At 73.5% G+C, this 20,577-nt stretch carries 21 protein-coding genes; 16 read left to right on the top strand and 5 right to left on the bottom strand.

All coding sequences use genetic code 11. The features are described 5' to 3' along the window. Positions 1–7 precede the first annotated feature (7 nt). From ACI79W_RS08840 to ACI79W_RS08765, 16 genes are all read left to right on the top strand, one after another. Complete coding sequence (locus ACI79W_RS08840; RefSeq protein ID WP_456561704.1) at positions 8–430, top strand: flagellar hook assembly protein FlgD; 423 nt, start codon at positions 8–10, stop codon at positions 428–430. Positions 431–497: 67 nt separating this feature from the next. Beyond that, entirely contained in the window at positions 498–1,724 is a 1,227-nt protein-coding gene (locus tag ACI79W_RS08835; protein WP_456561703.1) for a flagellar hook protein FlgE, read from the top strand. Positions 1,725–1,888: 164 nt separating this feature from the next. Next, positions 1,889–2,170, top strand: coding sequence for a flagellar FlbD family protein (locus ACI79W_RS08830; RefSeq protein ID WP_456561702.1), 282 nt, complete (start codon positions 1,889–1,891; stop codon positions 2,168–2,170). A 3-nt stretch (positions 2,171–2,173) separates the two neighbouring features. Next, the gene (locus tag ACI79W_RS08825) at positions 2,174–2,944 is read left to right on the top strand and encodes a motility protein A (RefSeq protein WP_456561701.1); all 771 of its coding nucleotides are present in this window, start codon (positions 2,174–2,176) and stop codon (positions 2,942–2,944) included. Between the two features lie 4 nt (positions 2,945–2,948). After that, positions 2,949–3,851: a flagellar motor protein MotB gene (locus tag ACI79W_RS08820; protein WP_456561700.1), complete on the top strand. Its 903-nt coding sequence runs from the start codon at positions 2,949–2,951 to the stop codon at positions 3,849–3,851. Next, complete coding sequence (locus tag ACI79W_RS08815) at positions 3,848–4,321, top strand: flagellar basal body-associated FliL family protein (RefSeq protein WP_456561699.1); 474 nt, start codon at positions 3,848–3,850, stop codon at positions 4,319–4,321. The genes ACI79W_RS08820 and ACI79W_RS08815 overlap by 4 nt, the downstream gene beginning before the upstream one ends. Before the next feature lie 155 nt (positions 4,322–4,476). Next, the gene (locus tag ACI79W_RS08810; protein WP_456561698.1) at positions 4,477–5,478 is read left to right on the top strand and encodes a flagellar motor switch protein FliM; all 1,002 of its coding nucleotides are present in this window, start codon (positions 4,477–4,479) and stop codon (positions 5,476–5,478) included. Then, positions 5,475–6,215, top strand: a complete 741-nt coding sequence (gene fliN / locus ACI79W_RS08805; protein WP_456561697.1) for a flagellar motor switch protein FliN — start codon at positions 5,475–5,477, stop codon at positions 6,213–6,215. Before ACI79W_RS08810 ends, fliN begins: the two co-directional genes overlap by 4 nt. Further along, positions 6,212–6,643, top strand: coding sequence for a FliO/MopB family protein (locus ACI79W_RS08800; RefSeq protein ID WP_456561696.1), 432 nt, complete (start codon positions 6,212–6,214; stop codon positions 6,641–6,643). Before fliN ends, ACI79W_RS08800 begins: the two co-directional genes overlap by 4 nt. Continuing rightward, entirely contained in the window at positions 6,640–7,485 is an 846-nt protein-coding gene (gene fliP / locus ACI79W_RS08795) for a flagellar type III secretion system pore protein FliP (RefSeq protein WP_456561695.1), read from the top strand. Before ACI79W_RS08800 ends, fliP begins: the two co-directional genes overlap by 4 nt. A gap of 82 nt (positions 7,486–7,567) precedes the next feature. Beyond that, positions 7,568–7,843, top strand: a complete 276-nt coding sequence (fliQ, locus tag ACI79W_RS08790; RefSeq protein WP_456561694.1) for a flagellar biosynthesis protein FliQ — start codon at positions 7,568–7,570, stop codon at positions 7,841–7,843. 4 nt (positions 7,844–7,847) lie between these two features. Further along, positions 7,848–8,612, top strand: a complete 765-nt coding sequence (gene fliR, locus ACI79W_RS08785; protein ID WP_456561693.1) for a flagellar biosynthetic protein FliR — start codon at positions 7,848–7,850, stop codon at positions 8,610–8,612. A gap of 11 nt (positions 8,613–8,623) precedes the next feature. After that, positions 8,624–9,769: an EscU/YscU/HrcU family type III secretion system export apparatus switch protein gene (locus ACI79W_RS08780; protein WP_456561692.1), complete on the top strand. Its 1,146-nt coding sequence runs from the start codon at positions 8,624–8,626 to the stop codon at positions 9,767–9,769. Positions 9,770–9,931: 162 nt separating this feature from the next. Beyond that, complete coding sequence (flhA, locus tag ACI79W_RS08775) at positions 9,932–11,977, top strand: flagellar biosynthesis protein FlhA (protein ID WP_456561691.1); 2,046 nt, start codon at positions 9,932–9,934, stop codon at positions 11,975–11,977. Further along, positions 11,958–14,852 carry a hypothetical protein gene (locus ACI79W_RS08770; RefSeq protein WP_456561690.1) on the top strand — a complete coding sequence of 965 codons (2,895 nt, stop codon included), beginning with the start codon at positions 11,958–11,960 and terminating at the stop codon, positions 14,850–14,852. Before flhA ends, ACI79W_RS08770 begins: the two co-directional genes overlap by 20 nt. Next, positions 14,849–15,097 (top strand): hypothetical protein, encoded by a 249-nt coding sequence (locus tag ACI79W_RS08765; RefSeq protein ID WP_456561689.1) that lies wholly within the window; start codon positions 14,849–14,851, stop codon positions 15,095–15,097. Before ACI79W_RS08770 ends, ACI79W_RS08765 begins: the two co-directional genes overlap by 4 nt. Positions 15,098–15,512: 415 nt before the next feature. On the opposite strand, the gene ACI79W_RS08760 is transcribed toward ACI79W_RS08765, so the two are convergent. The 5 genes from ACI79W_RS08760 to ACI79W_RS08740 all read right to left on the bottom strand — a co-directional run bounded on the left by ACI79W_RS08760 (position 15,513) and on the right by ACI79W_RS08740 (position 20,577). Further along, complete coding sequence (locus ACI79W_RS08760) at positions 15,513–16,805, bottom strand: PhoH family protein (RefSeq protein ID WP_456561688.1); 1,293 nt, start codon at positions 16,803–16,805, stop codon at positions 15,513–15,515. A gap of 324 nt (positions 16,806–17,129) precedes the next feature. Continuing rightward, the gene (locus tag ACI79W_RS08755) at positions 17,130–17,888 is read right to left on the bottom strand and encodes an ABC transporter permease (RefSeq protein WP_456561687.1); all 759 of its coding nucleotides are present in this window, start codon (positions 17,886–17,888) and stop codon (positions 17,130–17,132) included. Next, on the bottom strand, positions 17,885–18,886 hold the full coding sequence (locus ACI79W_RS08750) for an ATP-binding cassette domain-containing protein (RefSeq protein ID WP_456561686.1): 1,002 nt from the start codon (positions 18,884–18,886) through the stop codon (positions 17,885–17,887). The genes ACI79W_RS08755 and ACI79W_RS08750 overlap by 4 nt, the downstream gene beginning before the upstream one ends. Positions 18,887–18,942: 56 nt before the next feature. Further along, a complete protein-coding gene (locus ACI79W_RS08745; protein WP_456561685.1) occupies positions 18,943–19,356 on the bottom strand; it encodes a hypothetical protein in 414 nt (137 codons plus the stop codon). A gap of 3 nt (positions 19,357–19,359) precedes the next feature. Beyond that, on the bottom strand, positions 19,360–20,577 hold the full coding sequence (locus ACI79W_RS08740) for a DUF885 domain-containing protein (RefSeq protein ID WP_456561684.1): 1,218 nt from the start codon (positions 20,575–20,577) through the stop codon (positions 19,360–19,362).

Genomic DNA, 20,577 nt, shown 5'->3' with positions numbered 1-20,577 from the left:
AGCCCACATGCCGGACGCAGTGAGCGGTGCCACGGGCGCGACCGCGACGTACTCCGCGACGAGCTCCGTCGACCGCGGTGACCAGATGGGGAAGGACACCTTCCTCAAGCTGCTCGTCGCCCAGATGAAGTACCAGGACCCCGGCAACCCGGCCGACACCAACCAGCTGATGGCGCAGACGGCGACCTTCAGCCAGGTGGAGAAGCTCGAGGAGATCGCCAAGCAGAACGCCTCGATGCTGGCCCTGCAGCGCTCCAGCAGCGCCGGGGCGATGGTCGGCCAGACCGTCACCTACACCGACTCGACCGGCGCCTCGAAGACCGGCGTCGTCACCTCCGTCCGCCTGGCCACCGACAAGGCCGAGGCCGAGGCCACGATCGGCGGCGTCGCCGTGCCCGTGGGCCGGATCACCGACGTCGGCACCCGCTGACGCCTCCCCATACCCCGCGCCGACCCGCGCTCCCCCAGCCCGAGCCCCCACCCGGAGGAGATCCCCGATGCTCCGCTCCATGTTCTCCGCCATCTCCGGTCTGCGTGCCCACCAGACCAAGATGGACGTCACCGGCAACAACATCGCCAACGTCAACACCGTCGGCTTCAAGAGCAGCGCCACCGTCTTCCAGGACACGCTCTCCCAGGTCGTGCGCGCGGGCGGTCAGCCGGCGGCCGACCGGGGTGGCACGAACCCCGCGCAGATCGGTCTCGGCGTGAAGCTCGCCGGCATCACCACCAACTGGACCAACGGTGCGGCGCAGTCCACCGGGCGGTCCACCGACTTCATGATCGAGGGCGACGGCTTCTTCGTCGTCAACGGTGCGGGCGGGCAGCAGCTGTTCACCCGGGCCGGCTCCTTCGACTTCGACGCCACCGGCAAGCTGGTCACCCCGGACGGCTCCGTCCTGCAGGGCTGGGTGGCCGACGCGAACGGCGTCGTGAACGCCAACGGTCCCATCCGCGACCTGGTGGTGCCCTACGGGCAGATCGTGAACCCGAAGCCGACGACGGCGGGCAGCATCGTCGGCAATCTGCCCTCCGACGGCGCCACCACCTTCCAGGTGGGGGCCGACATGTACGACAGCCAGGGCGTGCTGCAGAAGGTCGCGTACAACCTCGAGAAGACCGGCCCCAACACCTGGGACGTCAGCGTCGTCCACGCCGACGGCACCCCGCTCATGGCGCCCACGGGCATCGTCTTCGACGCCGCGGGCAACCTGACGACGCCGGCCGGCCCGGACTTCGAGCTGGCGCCCTTCACGCCGGCCGGCTACCCGAGCTGGACCAACCCGGTCACCATGAGCCTGGCCGGGCTCACGCAGTTCGGCGGCGCGAACACCCTTGCCGCCCCCGAGCCCGACGGCTACGCCCTGGGATCGCTCCAGTCGTTCACCCTCGGCAACGACGGGACGATCACCGGGATCTACTCCAACGGGCTGCGCCAGCCGCTGGGTCAGCTCGCCATGGCCTCGTTCAACAACCCCAGCGGCTTGGAGAAGGCCGGCAACTCCGCCTTCCGCGTCGGCGACAACTCCGGCGTCGCGATGATCGGCCTGGCCGGGCAGGGCGGCCGCGGGGTGCTGAGCTCCGGCGCGCTGGAGATGTCGAACGTGGACCTCAGCGAGGAGTTCACCGGGCTGATCGTCGCCCAGCGCGGCTTCCAGGCCAACAGCCGGGTGATCACCGCCTCCGACGAGATCCTCCAGGACCTCGTGAACCTCAAGCGCTGATCAAGGGCCTCACCGGCGGCGGCCCGGTCACCCGAGGGGTGACCGGGCCGTCCGTCACACGCCCCCCGCCGGCACCTTCGGCTCAAGGAGGTCCCGGCCGGGGCCGATGACAGAACTGCCGTTCCCGCCCGTTGCACGGGCACCCCGAGCAAGAGGACCGACCCGTGATCCGAGTGACGCGCCTGAACGGCGACGAGTTCGCGCTCAACCCCGACCTGATCGAGAAGGTCGAGGGTCACCCCGACACGGTCGCCTTCCTGGTGGACGGCACGAAGTACCTGCTCAAGGAGAGCGTGGCCGAGGTGCTGCAGGAGATCCGCGAGTACCGCGCCGGCATCCTCGCCCTCTCCTACGAGATGGACCGCGGCACCTACCGGCCGCACGTGCCCGAGCAGCCGGCCGGTGACTCGTCCGTCGTCCCCTTCCCGACCCGAGAGGAGCGCTGATCCGTGGATCCGGCCACCCTGATCGGGTTCGCCATCTCCCTCGTCGCCCTGGTCGTCTTCATGATCCTCGAAGGCGCCGACCCGACCTCGCTGATCTTCCTGCCGGCGATCGTCCTGGTCGTCATCGCGACTTTCGGCGCGGCAGCGGCCAGCCAGACGATGGACGACCTGAAGAACGTCGGCAGCTGGTTCAAGATGGCCGTGATGCCGGCGAAGGTGCCGCCGCCGACCGACCAGATCCAGACCCTGGTCAGCCTCGCCGAGAAGGCCCGCAAGGAGGGGCTGCTCGCGCTCGAGGCGCAGGTCAAGCAGATCGAGGACCCGTTCCTCAAGCGCGGGCTGCAGATGGGCATCGACGGCACCGACCCCGAGGAGCTGCGCGCCGTCCTGGAGAGCGAGATCGCGGCCAAGAAGGCCGAGGACAAGGTCGCCGCCAAGTTCATGAACAACATGGGCGGCTACGCGCCGACCATCGGCATCCTGGGCTGCATCGTCGGCCTGATGAACGTCATGGGGAACCTGAACGACCCGGAGTCGCTCGGCCCGATGGTCGCCGCGGCGTTCATCGCCACGCTGTGGGGCGTCATGGCCGCCAACTTCTGGTTCCTGCCGATGGGCGCCAAGATCCTCCGGGTCAGCGAGCTGCAGGCCGCGCAGATGGAGCTGCTGGTCGAGGGCATCGCCGAGATCCAGGCCGGCACCAGCCCCCGTGCCGTCCGGCTCAAGCTGACCTCGCTCGTGCCACCGGGCTCGGTGGCCAAGGAAGCGGCGTGACCGGGTGAGCAGCGCTCACGGCCGCCGCCGCGGCAAGAAGCACGAGGAGCACGAGGAGCACGAGAACCACGAGCGGTGGCTGGTGTCGGGCTTCGACATGATGACGCTGCTGTTCGTGCTCTTCGTGGTCCTCTTCGCGATGAGCAAGGTGGACGAGCAGAAGTTCGCCGCCCTGGCCAAGGGCATGGCCGAGAGCTTCGGCGGGCCGATCACCGTGCAGCCCGGCCCGACGCCGGAGGGCTCCGTCCTCGACGGGCTGCCCGTCGTGGTGGACATCGCCTCGGCGATACCGCAGGACCCGACCGTCCAGCAGGCCGAGATCGACAAGGCGGCCGCGCAGGCCGCGGCCGAACGGGCCGAGCGCGTCGCCGCCGAGGCGGCGGCCGCGTACGACGAGCTGGCCGCCGCGCGCGACAAGATCGAGGCGGCGCTCACCGCGGCGGGCCACGCCGGCGCCGCCCGCTACGAGATCGACGAGCGGGGGCTGGTGGTGCACATCGTGGCCGACCAGGTGCTCTTCGACGCCGAGGAGGCCGTCCTCCGCCCGGAGGGGCGTGCCATCCTCAGCGCGGTGGCCCCCACCCTCGGCGAGCTGCCCAACCAGCTCGGGGTCGAGGGCCACGCCAACCACCTCCCGGTCACCCCCGGCGGCCCGTGGCCGTCCAACTGGGAGCTGTCCGCGACCCGCGCGACCACGGTCGTCCGGTACCTGGCCGCCGACGGGGTCCCGCAGCCGCGCCTGTCGGCCACCGGCTACTCGTCCACCCGGCCGCTGGTGCCCGAGTCCGACCCCACCGCCCTCACCGTCAACCGACGGGTCGACGTCGTCGTCCTGTCCACCGCGTCGGCGGAGGCCAACGCCCTCCTGCCCGGCCTCGACGCCGCCCACCGAGGAGTGACCGAATGAGCAAGAAGGACAAGAACGCCCCCGCCGAGGGCGAGGAGACCGAGGCCAAGGGCGGGAAGAAGAAGCTCTTCCTGGCGCTCGCGGTCGTGCTGCTCGCCGGGGCCGGTGCCGCCTACTTCTTCCTCTTCGCCGGATCGGGCGAGGCGGAGGCCGCGGCACCCGAGCACGGCGGCTACACCGCGCTGGAGCCGATCGCGGTGAACCTCGCCGGCGGCGGCTACCTGAAGATCGGCATCACCCTCGAGTACACGCTCGAGGCCGCCGGTGGTGGCCACGGCAGCGGCGGTGTCGACGGCGCCAAGGCCTACGACGCGATCATCTCCACGTTCTCCCAGGCCAACCCCGCGGACGTGACCAACGCCCGGGACGCGCTGAAGGAGTCCCTGGAGCAGAAGATCATCGAGGCCTACACCGAGCACGAGGTCCCGATGGTCATGGGCATCTACTACACGGAATACGTCACCCAGTAGCGCCTGTCCTCCCGACCACGCAGGGGTGTCCTCCGATCACGGAGGGCACCCCTGCTGCGCTCCACCCGCACCACCCGCCACAGGCCTCCCGGCCGGCACGGGAGACGCTCCGCGCCCGGTCAGGGTGCTGCCGGTCTCCGCCGATGAGGGGTTGCGTGACCACTCCCGAGACCGGACCGGCCCCGGCCGCCGCGCCGGCCCCGGCCCCCGCCGCCCCGGGTCCCGCGGCCCCGGTCACGAGCAGCCGCAGCCGCCGCGGGGCGCCGCGCACCTACGACTTCCGCCGGCCGACGAAGCTCTCCCGCGAGCACGTGCGGGTCATGCAGATCGCGCAGGAAAACTTCGCGCGGCAGGCGACGACGCTCCTCACGACCCTCCTCCGCGCCGGCGCCCGCATGGAGCTCGGCGGCATCGAGCAGTTCTCCTACGACGACTACGTCGGGACGCTGCCCAACCCCAGCTTCATCTCGACCTTCTCCCTGGAGCCGCTGGCCGGCAAGGGGCTGCTGGCTTTCCCCCTCGACATGGCCATGGCCATGGTCGACCACATGCTCGGCGGCTCCGGGACCGCCGAGCAGCCGAACCGGCCGATGACGGCGATGGAGACCACCATCACCAACCACCTGCTCGACCGGCTGCTCGACGAGTTCGCCGTGTCGCTGGCGCCGGTGACGGAGATCCAGCCGGTGCTCGTCGGGCGGGAGTACAACCCGCAGCTCGCCCAGGCCGCGGCCGGCTCGGACACCGTGATGGTCGCGACCTTCACCATGCAGGTCGGCAACCGCGAGGGCGAGGCCACGGTCGTGCTGCCGTTCTCGTCCTTCGCCCAGTCGCTGAACAACGCCGCCTCCCCGCAGCTCTCGGAGTCCGCGCTGCGCAAGCGCCAGCGCGCCCGCGAGGCACTGATCGACCGGCTGAACCTGGTGCCGGTGGACGTGAGCGTCCGCTTCTCCCCGCTCACGGTCTCCTCCTCCGACCTGCTCTCCCTCGCCGTCGACGACGTGCTGCTGCTCCGCCACCCGCGGGACAGCCCGCTGGAGGTCACGACGAACGACGTGACGTTCGCCTACGCCATCGCCAGCAACCACCGGCGCCGCCTGGCCGCCTCGATCGTCCCCACCCCGCACGCCCCGCACGCCGCGAAGGACTCCGCATGACCGCGCCCCGCACCGACTCGCAGGACTCCCAGACCGTCACGGCGGTCGTCGCCGCGGCCGCCCGGGCGGCCGCCGCCCTGGTCCCCTCGACCTCGGCGCTGACTGCCGGTGCGCCGGTCAGCGACCCGGACACCGTCCCGCTGCCGCCGGCGGCAGCGCTCGCGGTCACCGCCGGGCTGTCCGGTGAGGTCTCCGGCGACGTCGTGCTGGTCGTCTCGGGCGACGTCGTCGACGCGCTGCAGAACTCCCCCGTCGGGCAGATGGACGTCTCGGCCGCGCTGCGTCCCGCGCTGGAGGCGGCCGCGGCCGCGCTCGGCCGGGTCCGGGTCGCCTCGGAGCGCACCGAGGAGCCGGTCGCCGCCCTCGACGGGCTGCGCGACAAGGGGATGTTCGTCGCCGTCCCGCTCCTGGGCGACGGCGAGCACCAGGCCACCCTCGCGCTCCAGGTGACCCTGCCCGCGGCCCGCGAGCAGCGGGGCAGCCTCGAGCTCCTGCGCCACGTGGCCATGGAGGTCACCGTGGAGATCGGTCGCACCCGGATGACGGTGCAGGAGCTGCTGTCGCTGCACCCGGGCGAGGTCGTCGAGCTCGACCGCGCCGCCAGCGCCCCCGCCGACCTGCTGGTCAACGGCACGCTGATCGCGCGCGGTGAGGTCGTCGTCGTGGACGAGGACTTCGGGCTGCGGATCAGCGAGATCGTCACCGACGCCGCCGAGCTGGGAGCCGCGGCCTCATGACGTGGATGATCATCCGGCTCTTCCTGTCCCTGGCCCTCATCGGCGGCGTCCTGTGGTTCGCCGCCCGCCTGGCGAAGAAGAAGGGCCTGGGTCAGGGCAACGGCCTCATCCAGGTGGTCGCCCGGCAGCGGCTGGGCCGCGCCAGCACGGTGAACGTCGTCCGCATCGCCGACGTCGTCCTCGTCATCGGCGCCACAGAGGAGCAGGTCACCCTGCTGGCGGAGGTCGACGGCGAGGCGGTCGACGCAGCCCTCGCCGAGCGCTCCCCCGCGCGGCTGCGGCCCACCGGCGAGCCGTCCGACGACGCCTCCGCGGTCCCGGCCGCCCGTCCCGCGTCGGAGGGCGCGCTCGCCGGCTCGGTCCTGGACCGGAACGGCTGGGGCACGCTGGTGGACGAACTGCGCGAACGCACGGTCCGCCGGTCATGACCCCCACCACCGCGTGCCCGCCCCGCGCGGGCAGCCGGCGGGCTGCGAGCCGCGCGCTCGTCGTCCTGCTCACCCTGCTGGTCGCCTCCCTGGCGGCGGTGGTCCTCGCCGGCCCGGCCGCAGCCGCCCCCACGGCGCCCACCGCGCCGACGGCGCCGACCGCCCCCGAGGTCGGCGGAGCCGTCGACATCTCCATCGGGAACGGCTCGCCCAGCAGCTCCATCACGCTGATCCTGGCGATCACGGTGCTGTCGGTCGCGCCGTCGGTGCTCCTGCTCGCGACCTCGTTCACCAAGATCATCGTGGTGCTCGGCCTGACCCGGAACGCGCTCGGCATGGCGACGTCGCCGCCGAACCAGGTGCTCACCGGCATCGCGCTGTTCCTCACGCTCTTCGTGATGGGCCCGGTGTTCTCCGACATCAACGAGGTCGCCGTCCAGCCGTACATGGACGGCGCGATGTCGGTGTCGCAGGCCTACGACGCCGGCGCCGTGCCGCTGCGCGAGTTCCTCCTCGACAACACCCGCGAGGACGAGCTGAAGCTGATGATCGGGCTCTCCGGCGAGGAGGCCCCGGCCGATGCGACGCAGGTCAGCATGACCACGCTGATCCCGGCGTTCGTGCTCTCCGAGCTCAAGAGCGCCTTCATCATCGGCCTGGTCATCTTCATCCCGTTCCTGGTGCTGGACATGCTCGTCAGCGCCGCCCTCATGGCGCTCGGCATGATGATGGTCCCGCCGACCATCGTGTCGCTGCCCTTCAAGCTGCTGCTCTTCGTCGTCGTCGACGGCTGGGCGCTGATCACCACCGCCCTGGTGGGTTCCTACGGGGGGGCGGGTTAGCGATGAGCCACGCGAGGACGACGCCCGAGCGGGCATCGCAGCGAGGAACGAGCGAGGAGCGGAACGAGGACGGAGTCGAGCCATGAGCGACGCCGACGTCACCGAGATCGCCGCGCAGACCATGATGGTCGCCGCCAAAGTCGCCGCGCCCATCCTGCTGACCGCGCTGCTGGTCGGTTTCCTGATCTCGCTGTTCCAGGCGGCCACCCAGATCCAGGAGGCCACGCTCTCCTTCGTCCCGAAGATGATCGCCGTCGCGATCGCCCTCCTGGTGACCGGGAACTGGGTGCTCTCCGAGCTGGTCAGCTTCACCCACGCCCTGTTCGACCAGCTCCCGGCACTGCTCGACCGGACGTAGCCGCGTGGACCTCTCGGTCCCGGCGGTCACGCTCGCGGCCCTGCTCCTCGGCACGGCGCGGGCCGCCGGCTTCGTCCTGCTCGCCCCGCCGTTCAACTCGCGGGTGATCCCCGGCCCGGTGAAGGGCGCCCTCGCCCTGGCCCTCGCGGTGCTGCTGTCCACCCAGATCGCGCCCACCCTGCCCGAGCCGACGGCGGCATTCCTGCTGGTCACCGCCGTCACCGAGGTCGTCATCGGCGCGGCGCTCGGGTTCGTCGTCCAGGTGCTGTTCACGGCGGTGCAGATGGCCGGTGACGTCCTCGACCTCGCCGGCGGCTTCTCCCTGCAGCCCGGCTACGACCCGATGGCGATGACCCAGAACGGCTCCCTGGGCAAGCTGCACTACCTGCTGGCGACGACGTTGCTGTTCACCAGCGGCGGGCACCTGCTCATGGTCAAGGGCTTCGCCACCTCGTACGAAGGTCTGCCCGTGGGCGGCGACGTGCCCACCGACCAGATCGCCTCGGTGCTCATCACCGCGTTCTCGATGATGTTCCTGGCCGCGATGCAGATCGCCGGGCCGATGGTGGCGGTGCTGCTGCTCGCCGACGTCGCGCTGGCCCTGCTCAGCCGAGCCGCTCCCGCGCTCAACGTCTTCGCCCTCGGGTTCCCGGTGAAGATCATGCTGACCCTGGCGATGCTCGGGCTGACCTTCCCGCTGCTGCCCCCGGCCCTGGACTCGCTGCTCGAGCACGGCGCCCGCGCCATGACCTCGCTGCGCGGCGGCTGAGGAGGTGACGCATGGCCAAGGACGGACCGGGTGGTGAGAAGACCGAGGCGCCCACTCCCCAGCGCCTCAAGAAGGCGCGCAAGGACGGGCAGATCCCGCGGACCCAGGAGCTGGGGACGTGGCTGGGCGTGGCGGCGGCCAGCTTCCTGCTGCCGGTGCTCGTGGGCGCCGCCTTCGACGCGGTGCGGCAGCTGTTCGTGCACGTCGGGACCGTCGTGCACGACCCGCAGGTCACCACCGTCACCGCGCTGCTCGGGCAGGCGCTGATCGCCTTCCTGACCACGCTGCTGCCGACCGCGCTCGCGCTGATGCTGGTGGGCATCGTGTCCTCCGCGTCCCAGGGCGGGGTGCACCCGACCACCAAGCCGTTGCAGCCCAAGCTGAAGAAGTTCAACCCGCTGCCCGGCCTCAAGCGCATGTTCGGCACCCAGGGCCTCTGGGAGATGTCGAAGGCGCTGATCAAGACGGCGGCCCTCGGCACGGTCGTCATCGTCACCAGCGAACGGGCCCAGGCGCTGGTCTCCTCCGCGGGCGCGCTGCCGCTCTCCGCCGTCGCGGCCACCTTCACCGACTCCGCCGTGCTCATGTTCCGCGTCGTCGCGGTCACCGGCCTCGTCATCGCCGTCGCCGACTACGTCGTCGTCCGGAAGAAGATGATGAAGGAGCTGAAGATGAGCAAGTACGAGATCCAGCAGGAGCACAAGCAGGCCGAGGGCGACCCGCACATGAAGGCCCACCGCCGCGGCGTGCAGATGGCGATGTCGCGGAACCGGATGATGGCCGAGGTCGCCGACGCCGACGTCCTGCTGGTCAACCCCACCCACGTCGCCGTCGCGCTGAAGTACGACGCCGCCCAGGGCGCGCCACGGGTGGTCGCCAAGGGCGCCGGGGAGGTCGCGACGAAGCTGCGCCAGCGGGCCACCGAGGCGCGCGTCCCGCTGGTGCAGGACATCCCGCTGGCCCGCGCCCTGCACGCCTCGTGCGAGCTGGGCCAGGAGGTGCCGCCGCAGCTGTTCACCGCCGTCGCCCGCGTGCTGGCGTTCGTCATGCACCTGGGTGCGCGCGGCGTGCGGGGTGGCTTCCACCGCCCCGGGTTCGAGGCCCCTGACGTCACCGACCTGCCCAAGGCCGGCCGCCGCCGTCCCGTCGCCGCCTGAGGACCGACCCGCGGCCACGATCAGAACCTTGGTCATGACGCGTCCTACCTCACGGTGAGCGGTGAGGGAGGACGGCGTCGGTGGCGCGGTACCGGGCGCCCGCCGACCTGCCGATGAGGGAGGGGTGAGCCAGCGTCCCTCGTGCGAGCCCGGAGCGGGCGAGTGAAAGGCCTGGGCAAGGCCGCCGTCCCGATCGGCGTCGTCGCCATCGTCCTCATGCTGGTGGTGCCGCTGCCCGCCGGCGCGATGGACATGCTCATCGGGCTCAACCTGACGATCTCGCTGCTGGTGCTGCTGGTCGCCATGCAGATCAAGAAGCCGCTCGACTTCGCGGTCTTCCCGTCGCTGCTGCTCATCGCGACGCTGTTCCGCCTCGCCCTCAACGTCTCCTCGACCCGGCTGGTGCTCACCGACGGCTACGCCGGCAAGGTGATCGAGGCCTTCGGCCACATCGTCATCGGCGGCTCGCTGATCGTCGGCCTCGTGATCTTCCTGATCCTCACCATCGTGCAGTTCGTGGTGATCACCAACGGTGCCGGACGGGTCGCCGAGGTCGGCGCCCGCTTCACCCTCGACGCCATGCCCGGCAAGCAGATGGCGATCGACGCCGACCTCAACGCCGGCCTGATCAACGAGGCGCAGGCCCGCAAGCGGCGGCACGAGGTCACCGCCGAGGCCGACTTCTACGGCTCGATGGACGGCGCCTCCAAGTTCGTCAAGGGCGACGCCATCGCCGGCATCGTCGTCACCCTGGTCAACCTCATCGGCGGCTTCGCCATCGGCATGATGCAGCGCGGGATGGCGCCGGCGGAAGCGGTGAGCACCTACTCGCTGCTCACGGTCGGCGACGGGCTCGTCTCGATGATCCCGGCGCTGCTGATGTCGACCGCGACCGGCATCATCGTGACGCGCTCGGCCAGCGAGGGCGACATGGGCACCGACCTGATCGCCCAGCTGGGGCGGTTCAAGCAGCCGGTGCGCATCGCCGGCGGCGCCGCCCTGGCGCTCTGCCTCATCCCCGGCCTGCCCAAGCTGCCCTTCCTCCTCGTCGGCGTGGCCTTCCTCGTCATGGCCAGCCGGATGACCGAGCCCGAGGAGGTCGACGAGGACGCCGAGGGCGCCGCAGCCGCCGCCGAGCTGGAGCCCGCCCCCGACTCGCCCGAGGCGATCGCGGAGAAGATGCGCGTCGACCCGCTCGAGCTGGAGGTGGCGTTCGACCTGGTCGACCTGGTCGACACCGCCCGCGGCGGCGACCTGCTGGACCGCGTCAAGGCGCTGCGGCGGAAGGTCGCCATGGAGACCGGCCTCGTCATCCCGCTGGTGCGCACCCGCGACAACCTCGACCTGCCCTCCTCGCAGTACGTCATCTGGCTCAACGGCGTGCCGGTCGCCAAGGGCAGCTCTCCGGTCGGCACCGTCCTTGCCATCGGCGACGCGCTGGACGGGCTGCCCGGCAAGCCCACGCGCGAGCCGGTGTTCGGGCTGGCCGCCAAGTGGGTGCCCGCCGAGCTGCAGCGCGCCGCCGAGATGGCCGGCGCCACCGTGGTCGACCGCTCGTCGGTCATCACGACGCACCTGGCCGAGGTCGTCCGGCAGAACGCCGCGGACCTGCTCGGCCGGGAGGACGTCCGCCTCCTCGTCGAGATGGTGCGCCGCTCCCACCCGGTCGTCGTCGAGGAGCTCACGCCCGCCCTGCTCACCCTGGGAGAGGTGCAACGCGTGTTGCACGCGTTGCTCGCCGAGGGTGTGTCGATCCGCGACCTCGTCCGCATCTTCGAGGCACTCTCTGTACGTGCCAAGCACTCCTCCGACCTCGACGGACTCGTCGAGGCGGCCCGGACGGCGCTGGGGTCGGCGATCAGCCAGCCCTACGTCACGCCGGACGAGCGCCTGCACGTGTTCACGCTGGAGCCGGGGTTCGAGCAGCGCCTGCTCGAGTCGGTCCGCCAGACCGAGTCGGGTGCCGTCCTGGCCCTCGACGCCGGCGCGGTGGACGCTCTCGTCCACGGCTGCAGCGGCATGCTCGAGGACGCCGAGCGGCAGGGCCTGTCCCCCGTCCTCGTCTGCTCGCCTCAGGTCCGTGCGGCGCTCGCGCGGCTGATGCGCCAGATCCTGCCCCGGCTGCCGGTCATCTCCTACGCGGAGGTGTCCCGGACGGCCCAGATCGAGTCGCTGGGAGTGGTGAGCGGTGCCGTTGCGATCCGTTGAGGCCGCCACGCGCGACGACGCGATCGCGGCGGCCCGCGAGCAGTTCGGTCCGCACGCCCGGGTCGTCGGCGTGCGCCGGGTCCGGTCGGGCGGCGTCCTGGGCTTCTTCGCGACCGAGCGCTACATCGCCGAGGTCGCGCCCGACCAGTTCGCGCGCCCCGGCGTGCCGTCGCCCTCGGCGGGTCCCGCCCAGGCCACCCCCGTCGCCGCGTACGACTCCCCGCTCGCGGCCGCAGCCCCCGCGCGGGCGCGCGCCACCGCGCCCGCCCGCAACGGCGCCGCCGCCTGGGCCGCGGAGGCCGCCCGCCCGGCCGCGGCCGAGCCGGTCGCCCGGCGGGTCACCCCGCGGTCGGGGTCCACGGACTCCGGCGTCACGCCATCTTGGTCGGCCGCGCCGTCGGCACGCCCGGCCCGGGACGACGAGCGGATCGACGAGCTGGCCGGTCTGCTCGGTGGCGGCCCGTCGGCCGCGGCAGCCCCCGCCCACGCCCACGCCCACGCCCACGGTCGCTCGTCGCCGGCCCGCGCCACCTTCCCCAAGGCGACGCGCGAGCCCGCGGCCGCCCCGCGCGCGCACGCCACCGTCCTGGTGGCACCGGCGGAGCAGCCGGACGCCGGCGTCGCGCCCTCGCCCTTCACCGCGGCCCTGGCCCGCATGGTCTCCGGGGACCGGGACGTGCGGCAGGCCGTCGACCACGCGCTGGCCCAGCCGGAGGAGCCCTTCCCGGCCGCGCCGGCTCACGACCCCTTCCCGGCCGCGTCCGCGCCGGCACCCCGGCCGTCGCTGGCCGCGGCCATCCGTTCAGCAGATCCGTCGAAGCGGTCCCAGGCCGTGCAGCAGGAGGAGACCCCGGTGAGAGATCAGGCCACCGCGCCGCCCTCCACGCCCACGACCGGTGCCCGCGAGCTGCCCAGGTGGGCGGCTGCACCGCAGGAGCCCGCCGCCCCGGCACCGTCCGCCCGGCAGGAGGAGATCGCCGAGGCGCTGCGTGACGCCCTGGCCCGTGGGCACTCGGACGAGGCGCTGGCCGGGATCCTGCGCAAGATGCTGGCCGGGGACTCCCCCCGGGACGCGCTGGCCGAGCCGGTGCTGCCGGTCGCGGCCCTCGACGAGCCCGCGCCCCCGGCCGCGGTCCCCGACGAGCCGGCCGCGCCGGCCCCGCTGATCGACGAGCCGGTCGCCCCGGCCCTGGAGATCGAGGAGCCGGCGGCCTCGGCCCTGGAGATCGACGAGCCGGCCGCGCCGGCCCCGGTGATCGACGAGACCGCCGACCCGCTCTTCCCCCCCGTCGGCGCGCTGCCGGTGTCGCCGGCGCCGCGGGTCGTCCGGCCCGTCGTCGAACCGGTCGTCGGCGCGTCGTTCCCGCTCTTCGGCACCCCGGCCGCGCCCGCGCCGGCGCCCGTCGACCTCGGGTGGGGCAGCTCCGCCGGCAGCACCACGCTGTGGGGTGAGCCGACGCCTCCCACCGCGGCCACCGATGGCGCACCCATCTGGACGGACGTGCTCGTCACCGCTGCGGGGCCGACCGCTGGTGTCGCAGCGCCGGTCCAGGAGCTCCCCGTCCACGAGCCGGTGGCCGAGGCCCCGGTCCCCGCGGAGCTGCTCCACGAGGGGCCCGTCGCCGAGGAGCCCGTCGACGAGGAGGCCGTCGACGAGGAGGCCGTCGACGAGGAGGCCGTGGCGGACCAGCCGGTCGTCGAGGCCTTCGTGGCGGCGGAAGCCGAGACGGAGGGCGCCCCGGTCGCGGAGGTCGCGGCCGAGGAGACCGTCGTCGAGGACGCGCGGGCCCACCTCGCCACGGACCTGGTCGAGGCCGCCCCGTTGCTGGCGCGAACCGCCAGCGACCCCGCTCCCCTGAGCATGTCCCTGGACGCCACCACCGTCATGCCGCCGGTCTCCCTCCTGCCGCCCCTGGCCGGTGCCCGTGGTCGCGGCCTGCCGCCGGTGCCTCCGTCGTCGGGGCGTCCGGCGGTCCCGCCGTCGCGTCCGGCACCGTCCCGCCCGCGCGACGAGGTCGCCCCCGCGCCGGCGGAGGCGAGCGGGACGGCCCCGTCGCCCGCGCCGACCCGCACCCTGGCGACCGTCACCCGACTGCCCGTCGCCCCCCTGCCCGGCGGCGACGACCACCCGGACGTGCCCGGGCTCGGGAACTCCGCCGCCGACGTCCCGGCCGCACCGCGGACCGGGGCGGCTCCCGCGTACCCGCACGAGGTCGTCGCCCGGCTGCGCGAGCTCGGCGTGCCCCGTGAGCTGCTCGGGGAGGACGTCGTCGACCGCATCGGGGCCGACGGCACCTATGCGGCGCTCACCCGCGCGCTGGCCGAGCGGCTGCCCGAGGCGCCGCGGCTGCCAACCGGCGCCGGCGAGGTGCTGTTCGTGGTCGGTCCGGGCGTCGAGACCCTCAGGGCCGCACGGGCCCTGGCCGCGTCGCTGCGGCTGGACCCCGACCGCGTGCAGTGGGCCACCCGTGGCGACCTCGCCGGCCTCGCCCCCAAGGGCAGCCGGATGACCACGATCGACGCCGCCATCGACCGCCGGCAGGAGGCGGCCGACTCGGGCACGCTGACCATCGTCGCGGTCGACGCGCCGCTGCGCAGCGATGTCTACTGGGTGTCCCAGATGCTGGCCATCTGGTCGCCGGCCGCGGTCTGGGCCGTCGTGGAAGCGACCCGCAAGCCCGAGGACCTCGAGGTCTGGCTCGACGGGCTGACCCGCGTCGACGCCCTCGTCGTCCAGGACACCGACCTCAGCGCCGACCCCGCCGCGGTGCTGCAGCGGCTGACGGTGCCCGTGGCCCTCCTCGACGGCGTCCGCGCGACGCCGCACCGCTGGGCCTCGCTGCTCTGCGAGCGCCTGGACAGCCCGCAGGCATGAGCCCGTTCCGCTGGGACGTCCTCCTCGTCGGGTTCGTGCTGGCCGTGCCCGTGCTCGCGCTCGGGCTGCGCGGGGACCTCACGACGGAGGAGATGGTGGGCCGGCTGCCCTGGTGCCTGCTCGCCGGCTGGGTCGTGGTGGCGCTGGTACGGGCCGTCGCGGCCCCGCCGAAGCCGGCTCCCAAGGCCCGGCGCCGTCCCGCGGCCCGGCCACCGGAGGAACCCGAGCCGGCCGACGCCGGCTAGGCCCGAACCGCCCTGTGCCGGGGCCCTCCTCGTTTGTGCGGGTGCTGCAGTACCCGCACACCACGAGGTCGCCCCGGGGGCTGTGGCCGTCCACACCCGGCGGCCCCGTCCACGGATCCACCCCGCCCCTCCCGCGGCGACGCGCGGTACCGGGCCGTCCGCCCATGCCCGAGCCCCGGGAACCCTGGAACCCGCGCCTCCTGCGCCGTGACGCCGTCACCAGCGGGGGGTCCGACGACGTGCTGGCCCGGGCGCTCCGCAGGGGCGAGCTGAGGGAGCTGCGCCGGGGCACGCCGGCGGTGCGCCAGCCCCGCAGCCCCTTCCAGCCGACGCCGCACCCCTCCCGGGGTGTTCCTCGCGGCCCCGCCGTCCTGCTGGACCGGCAGGGCAGGAGGAGCACCCGGGAGCGGCGCGGTCAGAGCGGCAGGTCCTCGAGCATCTCGGTCACGAGCGCGGCGATCGGCGAACGCTCGGACCGGGTCAGCGTCACGTGCGCGAACAGCACGTGCCCCTTGAGCTTCTCGATGACCGCGGTGACGCCGTCGTGCCGGCCCACGCGCAGGTTGTCGCGCTGGGCGACGTCGTGGGTGAGCACCACGCGCGAGTTGCTGCCCAGCCGGGACAGCACGGTGAGCAGCACGCCCCGCTCGAGCGATTGCGCCTCGTCCACGATCACGAACGAGTCGTGCAGCGAGCGGCCGCGGATGTGGGTCAGCGGGAGCACCTCGATCAGGTCGCGGGCGGCGATCTCCTCGAGCACCTCCTTGGACACCAGCGCGCCGAGGGTGTCGTAGACCGCCTGCGCCCAGGGCGACATCTTCTCGCCCTCGCTGCCCGGCAGGTAACCGAGCTCCTGCCCGCCGACGGCGTACAGCGGCCGGAAGATGACCACCTTCTTGTGCGCCCGCCGCTCCATGACCGACTCCAGCCCCGCGCAGAGCGCCAGCGCCGACTTGCCGGTGCCCGCGCGGCCACCGAGCGAGACGATGCCGATCTCCGGGTCCAGCAGCAGGTCCAGCGCCACCCGCTGCTCGGCCGAGCGCCCGTGCAGCCCGAAGGCCTCGCGGTCGCCGCGTACCAGCCGCACCTGCTTGTCCGGCAGGACTCGGCCCAGGGCGGAACCGCGGGAGGAGAGCAGGACCAGACCGGTGTGGGTCGGCAGCTCCGCCGCGGCCGGCACGAACGCCTGCCCGGTCTCGTACAACTCGTCGAGCTCGGAGTCGTCCAGGGATAGCTCGGTCATCCCGGTCCAGCCGGCGTCCACGGCGTCGAGCACGCGGTACTCGTCGGTCTCCAGCCCGACGGCCGCCGCCTTGACCCGCAGCGGGACGTCCTTGGTGACCAGGCAGACGTCCCGTCCCTCGGCCCGCAGGTTGAGCGCGACCACCATGATCCGGCTGTCGTTGCTGTCGTTGCGGAACCCGGCCGGCAGCACCGAGGGGTCGCTGTGGTTCAGCTCGACGTGCAGCGTGCCACCGCTCTCCCCGACCGGGACCGGCGCGTCCAGCCGGCCGTGGGTGACCCGCAGGTCGTCGAGGATGCGCAGCGCCTGACGGGCGAACCAGCCCAGCTCGGGGTGGTTCCGCTTGTCCTCCAGTTCCCCGATGACGACGAGCGGCAGCACCACGTCGGCGTCGCCGAAGCGCAGCAGCGCCCCGGGGTCGGAGAGCAGGACGGAGGTGTCGAGGACGAAGGTGCGGCGAGTCATCACGAGTCGGCTCCCGTGGGGCGGCGCCACGCGGACGTGGCGGACCCCTGCTCGAAGGTGGCCGGGCCCCGGCGCAGGGGCCGGGTACCGGCCCCCCTGGACGACGTGCGCAGTCGCACCAACCGGGCCTCCCGTGGACGACGAGGACAGCTCGGCGTCCACAGCGGACGCTAGGCCCAGGGGGTGACATCCGCGTGACGTGCACCCCACGAGGAGGGGGCGATGTCACCCGGACGGCTCAACCGCACCAGCCGTACCACCGGTGCGGCTCCCCGAGCAGGGTCCGGCGCGCACCGGCGGGTGCCGCGGGCACCGGGACCTCGCTCAGCTGGACTCCCGGCGGAACCGGCGCACCCCGAACAGCCAGCCGAGCACCGCCAGCAGCACGGTGAGGACGACGCCCCACCAGGCGGTCGCGGTTCCGTAGCCGCCGATGAAGAACTCGCGCGCCGCCTCGACGACGTGCTTGAACGGGTTCACGTCGCTGAGGGTCTGCAGCCAGCCGGGCGCCAGCGTCATCGGCAGCAGGATGCCCGAGAGCAGCACGACGGGGAACACCACCGCGTTGAGCAGCGGGGCGAAGGCGTCCTCGCTCTTGAGCGTCAGCGCGAGGGCATAGGAGACCGCGGCCAGCGCGGCTCCCAGCAGCGCCACGACGAGCAGGGTCAGGGCCACGCCGGCCACCGGGGCCCGCAACCCGAGCGGGATCGCGACCAGCACCAGCAGGACGCCCTGCGTGAGCAGTACGACGACGTCGCGCAGCACCCTCCCGAGCAGCAGCGCCGTGCGGCTGGCCGGGGTGACCCGCTGGCTCTCGATGACCCCGGCCCGCCACTCGGCGATGAGCCCGAAGCCGACGAAGAGCGCGCCGAACATGCCCAGCTGCACCAGGATGCCCGGCACGAAGATCTGGTAGGCGTCGCCCGGACCCAGCTGCTCCGCCAGCGGCTCGAGCAACGGCCCGAACAGCACGATGTAGAGGATCGGCTGCATGAGGCTGATCAGCAGCCAGGCGGGGTTGCGCAGGGACATGCGCATCGCCCGGGCGAAGACGGTGCCGGTGTCGCGCAGCATGGTCCTCATCGCGCCGCCACCGCCTCGGCCTCCACCGGTGCGGCCCCGGACTCGCGCAGCGACCGGCCGGTCAGGCCGAGGAAGACGTCGTCCAGGCTGGGCCGGCGGCTCTCGATCCCGGTCACGGCGACGTCGGCGGCGTCCAGCGCGCGCACCAGCTCCACCAGCGCGCGGCCGCCGTGCGGCACCCGCCCCACGACCCGGTCGGCGAGCAGCTGCGGCGGCTCGGCGCCCGGCAACGCGCCCACCAGGCGTGCCACCTCGGCCAGCTGGTCGGGCCGCTCCGCCCTCACGGTCAGCACGTCGCCACCCACCTGGGACTTGAGCTCGTCGGGGGTGCCCTCGGCGACGATGGCGCCGTGGTCGATGACCATGATCCGGTCGCAGAGGGCGTCGGCCTCGTCGAGGTAGTGGGTGGTGAGGAAGACCGTGGTGCCGCGGTCCTCGCGCAGCCCGCGGATGTGCTCCCACAGGTTCGCCCGGGCCTGCGGGTCCAGCCCGGTGGTCGGCTCGTCGAGGAAGACCAGCTCCGGCACGTGGACGAGGCCGACCGCGATGTCCAGCCGGCGGCGTTGGCCCCCCGACATGGCCTTGGGCTGGCGCTCCCAGAGCCCGTCGAGGTCGAGCTCGGCGAAGACCTGCCTGCCGCGCTCGGTGGCCTCGGCGGTGGTCATGCCGTAGAGCCGGGCGTGGTCGACCACCTCCTCGCCCGCCCGCGCCTCCGGGGCCGTGGAGCCGCTCTGCGAGACGTAGCCGATGCGGCGGCGCACCCCGACCGGGTCGGTCCGCAGGTCGCAACCGGCCACCGTGGCCGTCCCCGCGGTGGGCTCCAGCAGCGTGGTGAGCATGCGCAGGGTCGTCGTCTTCCCGGCACCGTTCGGGCCCAGGAAGCCGACGATCTCACCGGGCGCGACGTCGAGGTCGACGCCGACGACCGCGTGGACCTCCTGCTTCCGCTTGCGGAAGGTGCGGGCGAGACCGCGGGCGTGGATCACGCGCGACAGCATCCACCGGTCCACCGACAGCTTCCACCGGTTTCGCCGAGGGCCTCAACGCCCGCCGGTCACCATCGGCCGTCGGTCCCGTCGGAGCGCCGGCGCACCGCGGGGCGCTCGACGGTGTCGGTCCGGTCCCCGGGCGGGGGCCACCGGTGCGGCTCCCGGTCGGCGCGGTAGTCGCCGGCGGGCCAGCCGTCGTCCCACCGGCCCTCGGCCCACCGGTCTTCCGCCCAGCCGTCGTCCACCCGCTCGTCGTCCGGCCACGCGTCGTCCGCCACCCGGCGCCGCTCCGCCCGGCCGGTCCGCGCCGCCCGGCGGGGGCGCAGGGCGACCAGCGCCCACAGGGCCGGGACCAGCAGGACGGGCCACTGCACCGCGGGGTCGCCGAACCGGACCACCCCGAGGACGAGGAACAGGGCGAGCCAGCCCGCGGTCCAGAGTCCGAGGGACCGCGCCTGCGCCGGGGTGCGGGCGGCCACGGGTCAGGCGGCCGCGATCTCGGCGGCGATCCGCTGCGGGGTCAGCGGCTCGTCGAGCAGGCGGACGAAGCGGTCGGCGACCGGCTGCTCCACCGGCCGGGCGTCGAGCCAGCGCGTGAGCAGGTCGAACCCCTCGACGTAGGTGGAGATGTAGGCCCGCCACAGCGGGTCGGTGAGGAAGCGGATCTGCTGCCGGGCGCGCTCCGGGCTGACCAGCGCCCAGCGCTGCAGGTACGCCGCCACCTCGTCGGCGTCGGCCCCCCGGTCGTGCAGCAGCACCGCGGCGTCCTGCCGGACCCGGTTGAGCGGGCCGGCCGCGACGGCGATCCGCTCGGCCAGCGCACCGTCGAAGCGCAGGCCGAGGTCGCCGAGGATCTCCTCCGACCAGGCCCCCCAGCCCTCGCCGATCGCCGCCGGGACGCCGAGGTCGGCCAGCCCCTCGGCCATCAGGCACTCGGGGGTGTTCACCAGGAAGACGGTGTGCTCGAGCCGGCCCGACCGCTCGACCAGCCCCTGCTCCTTGCGGCAGTGCTCGGTGTGGTGGCCCGGGTACGACTCGTGCGCCACCAGGTGCGCGAGCTGGGAGAGCCGGTGCGGGAGGTCGGCGTTGATCGCGACCCGGGACCGGTAACCGCCCTCGTAGTAGTTGAAGCCCGACCACGGCTTGTCGGTGACCACCTCGTACCGGACGGTCTCGACCTCGGGGAGCCCGTACCGGCCGCGCACCCGGTCGCGCAACGCGCTCGACAGGGCCTGCACGGCGGGCTCCAGCCGGTCCGGCGGGCACTCCTCGCGCCGCCGGTGGGCGGCGTACCGGTCGGCCAGGGAGCCGTCGCCGGGCAGCAGTCGGTCCAGCTCCGCGTGCGCCGCGGCGTACGCGGCCTCGTCGCCCAGCTCGACGTCGACCTGGAAGTAGGCCCGCACCTCCTCGACGAAGCCGATCGGCTCGCCGCTCATCTTCCGCGCGCTGCACTCCAGGCCGGTCAGCTGACCGCGCAGGAAGGCGGTGCGGTCGGCCGGCAGGTCGGCGGCGTCGAGCTCCCGCAGCAGCTCCCGGGCGCGGTCGCGCAACTGCCGCGGGGTGGGGGCGGGCTCGTCCAGGACCTGCGCCCGCACCCGCGGGTCGCCGGTGTAGGCGTCGACGAAGCCGGCCTCCACACGGTCGAAGCGCAGCCCGAGGCGCACGTACTCCAGGGCGACGTCGAGGGCTCCCGCGGTCAT

The organism is Blastococcus sp. SYSU DS0533 (assembly GCF_054050775.1).
Note: the sequence above shows the minus strand (reverse complement) of the source record. Positions and strands in the feature narration are given on the sequence as shown.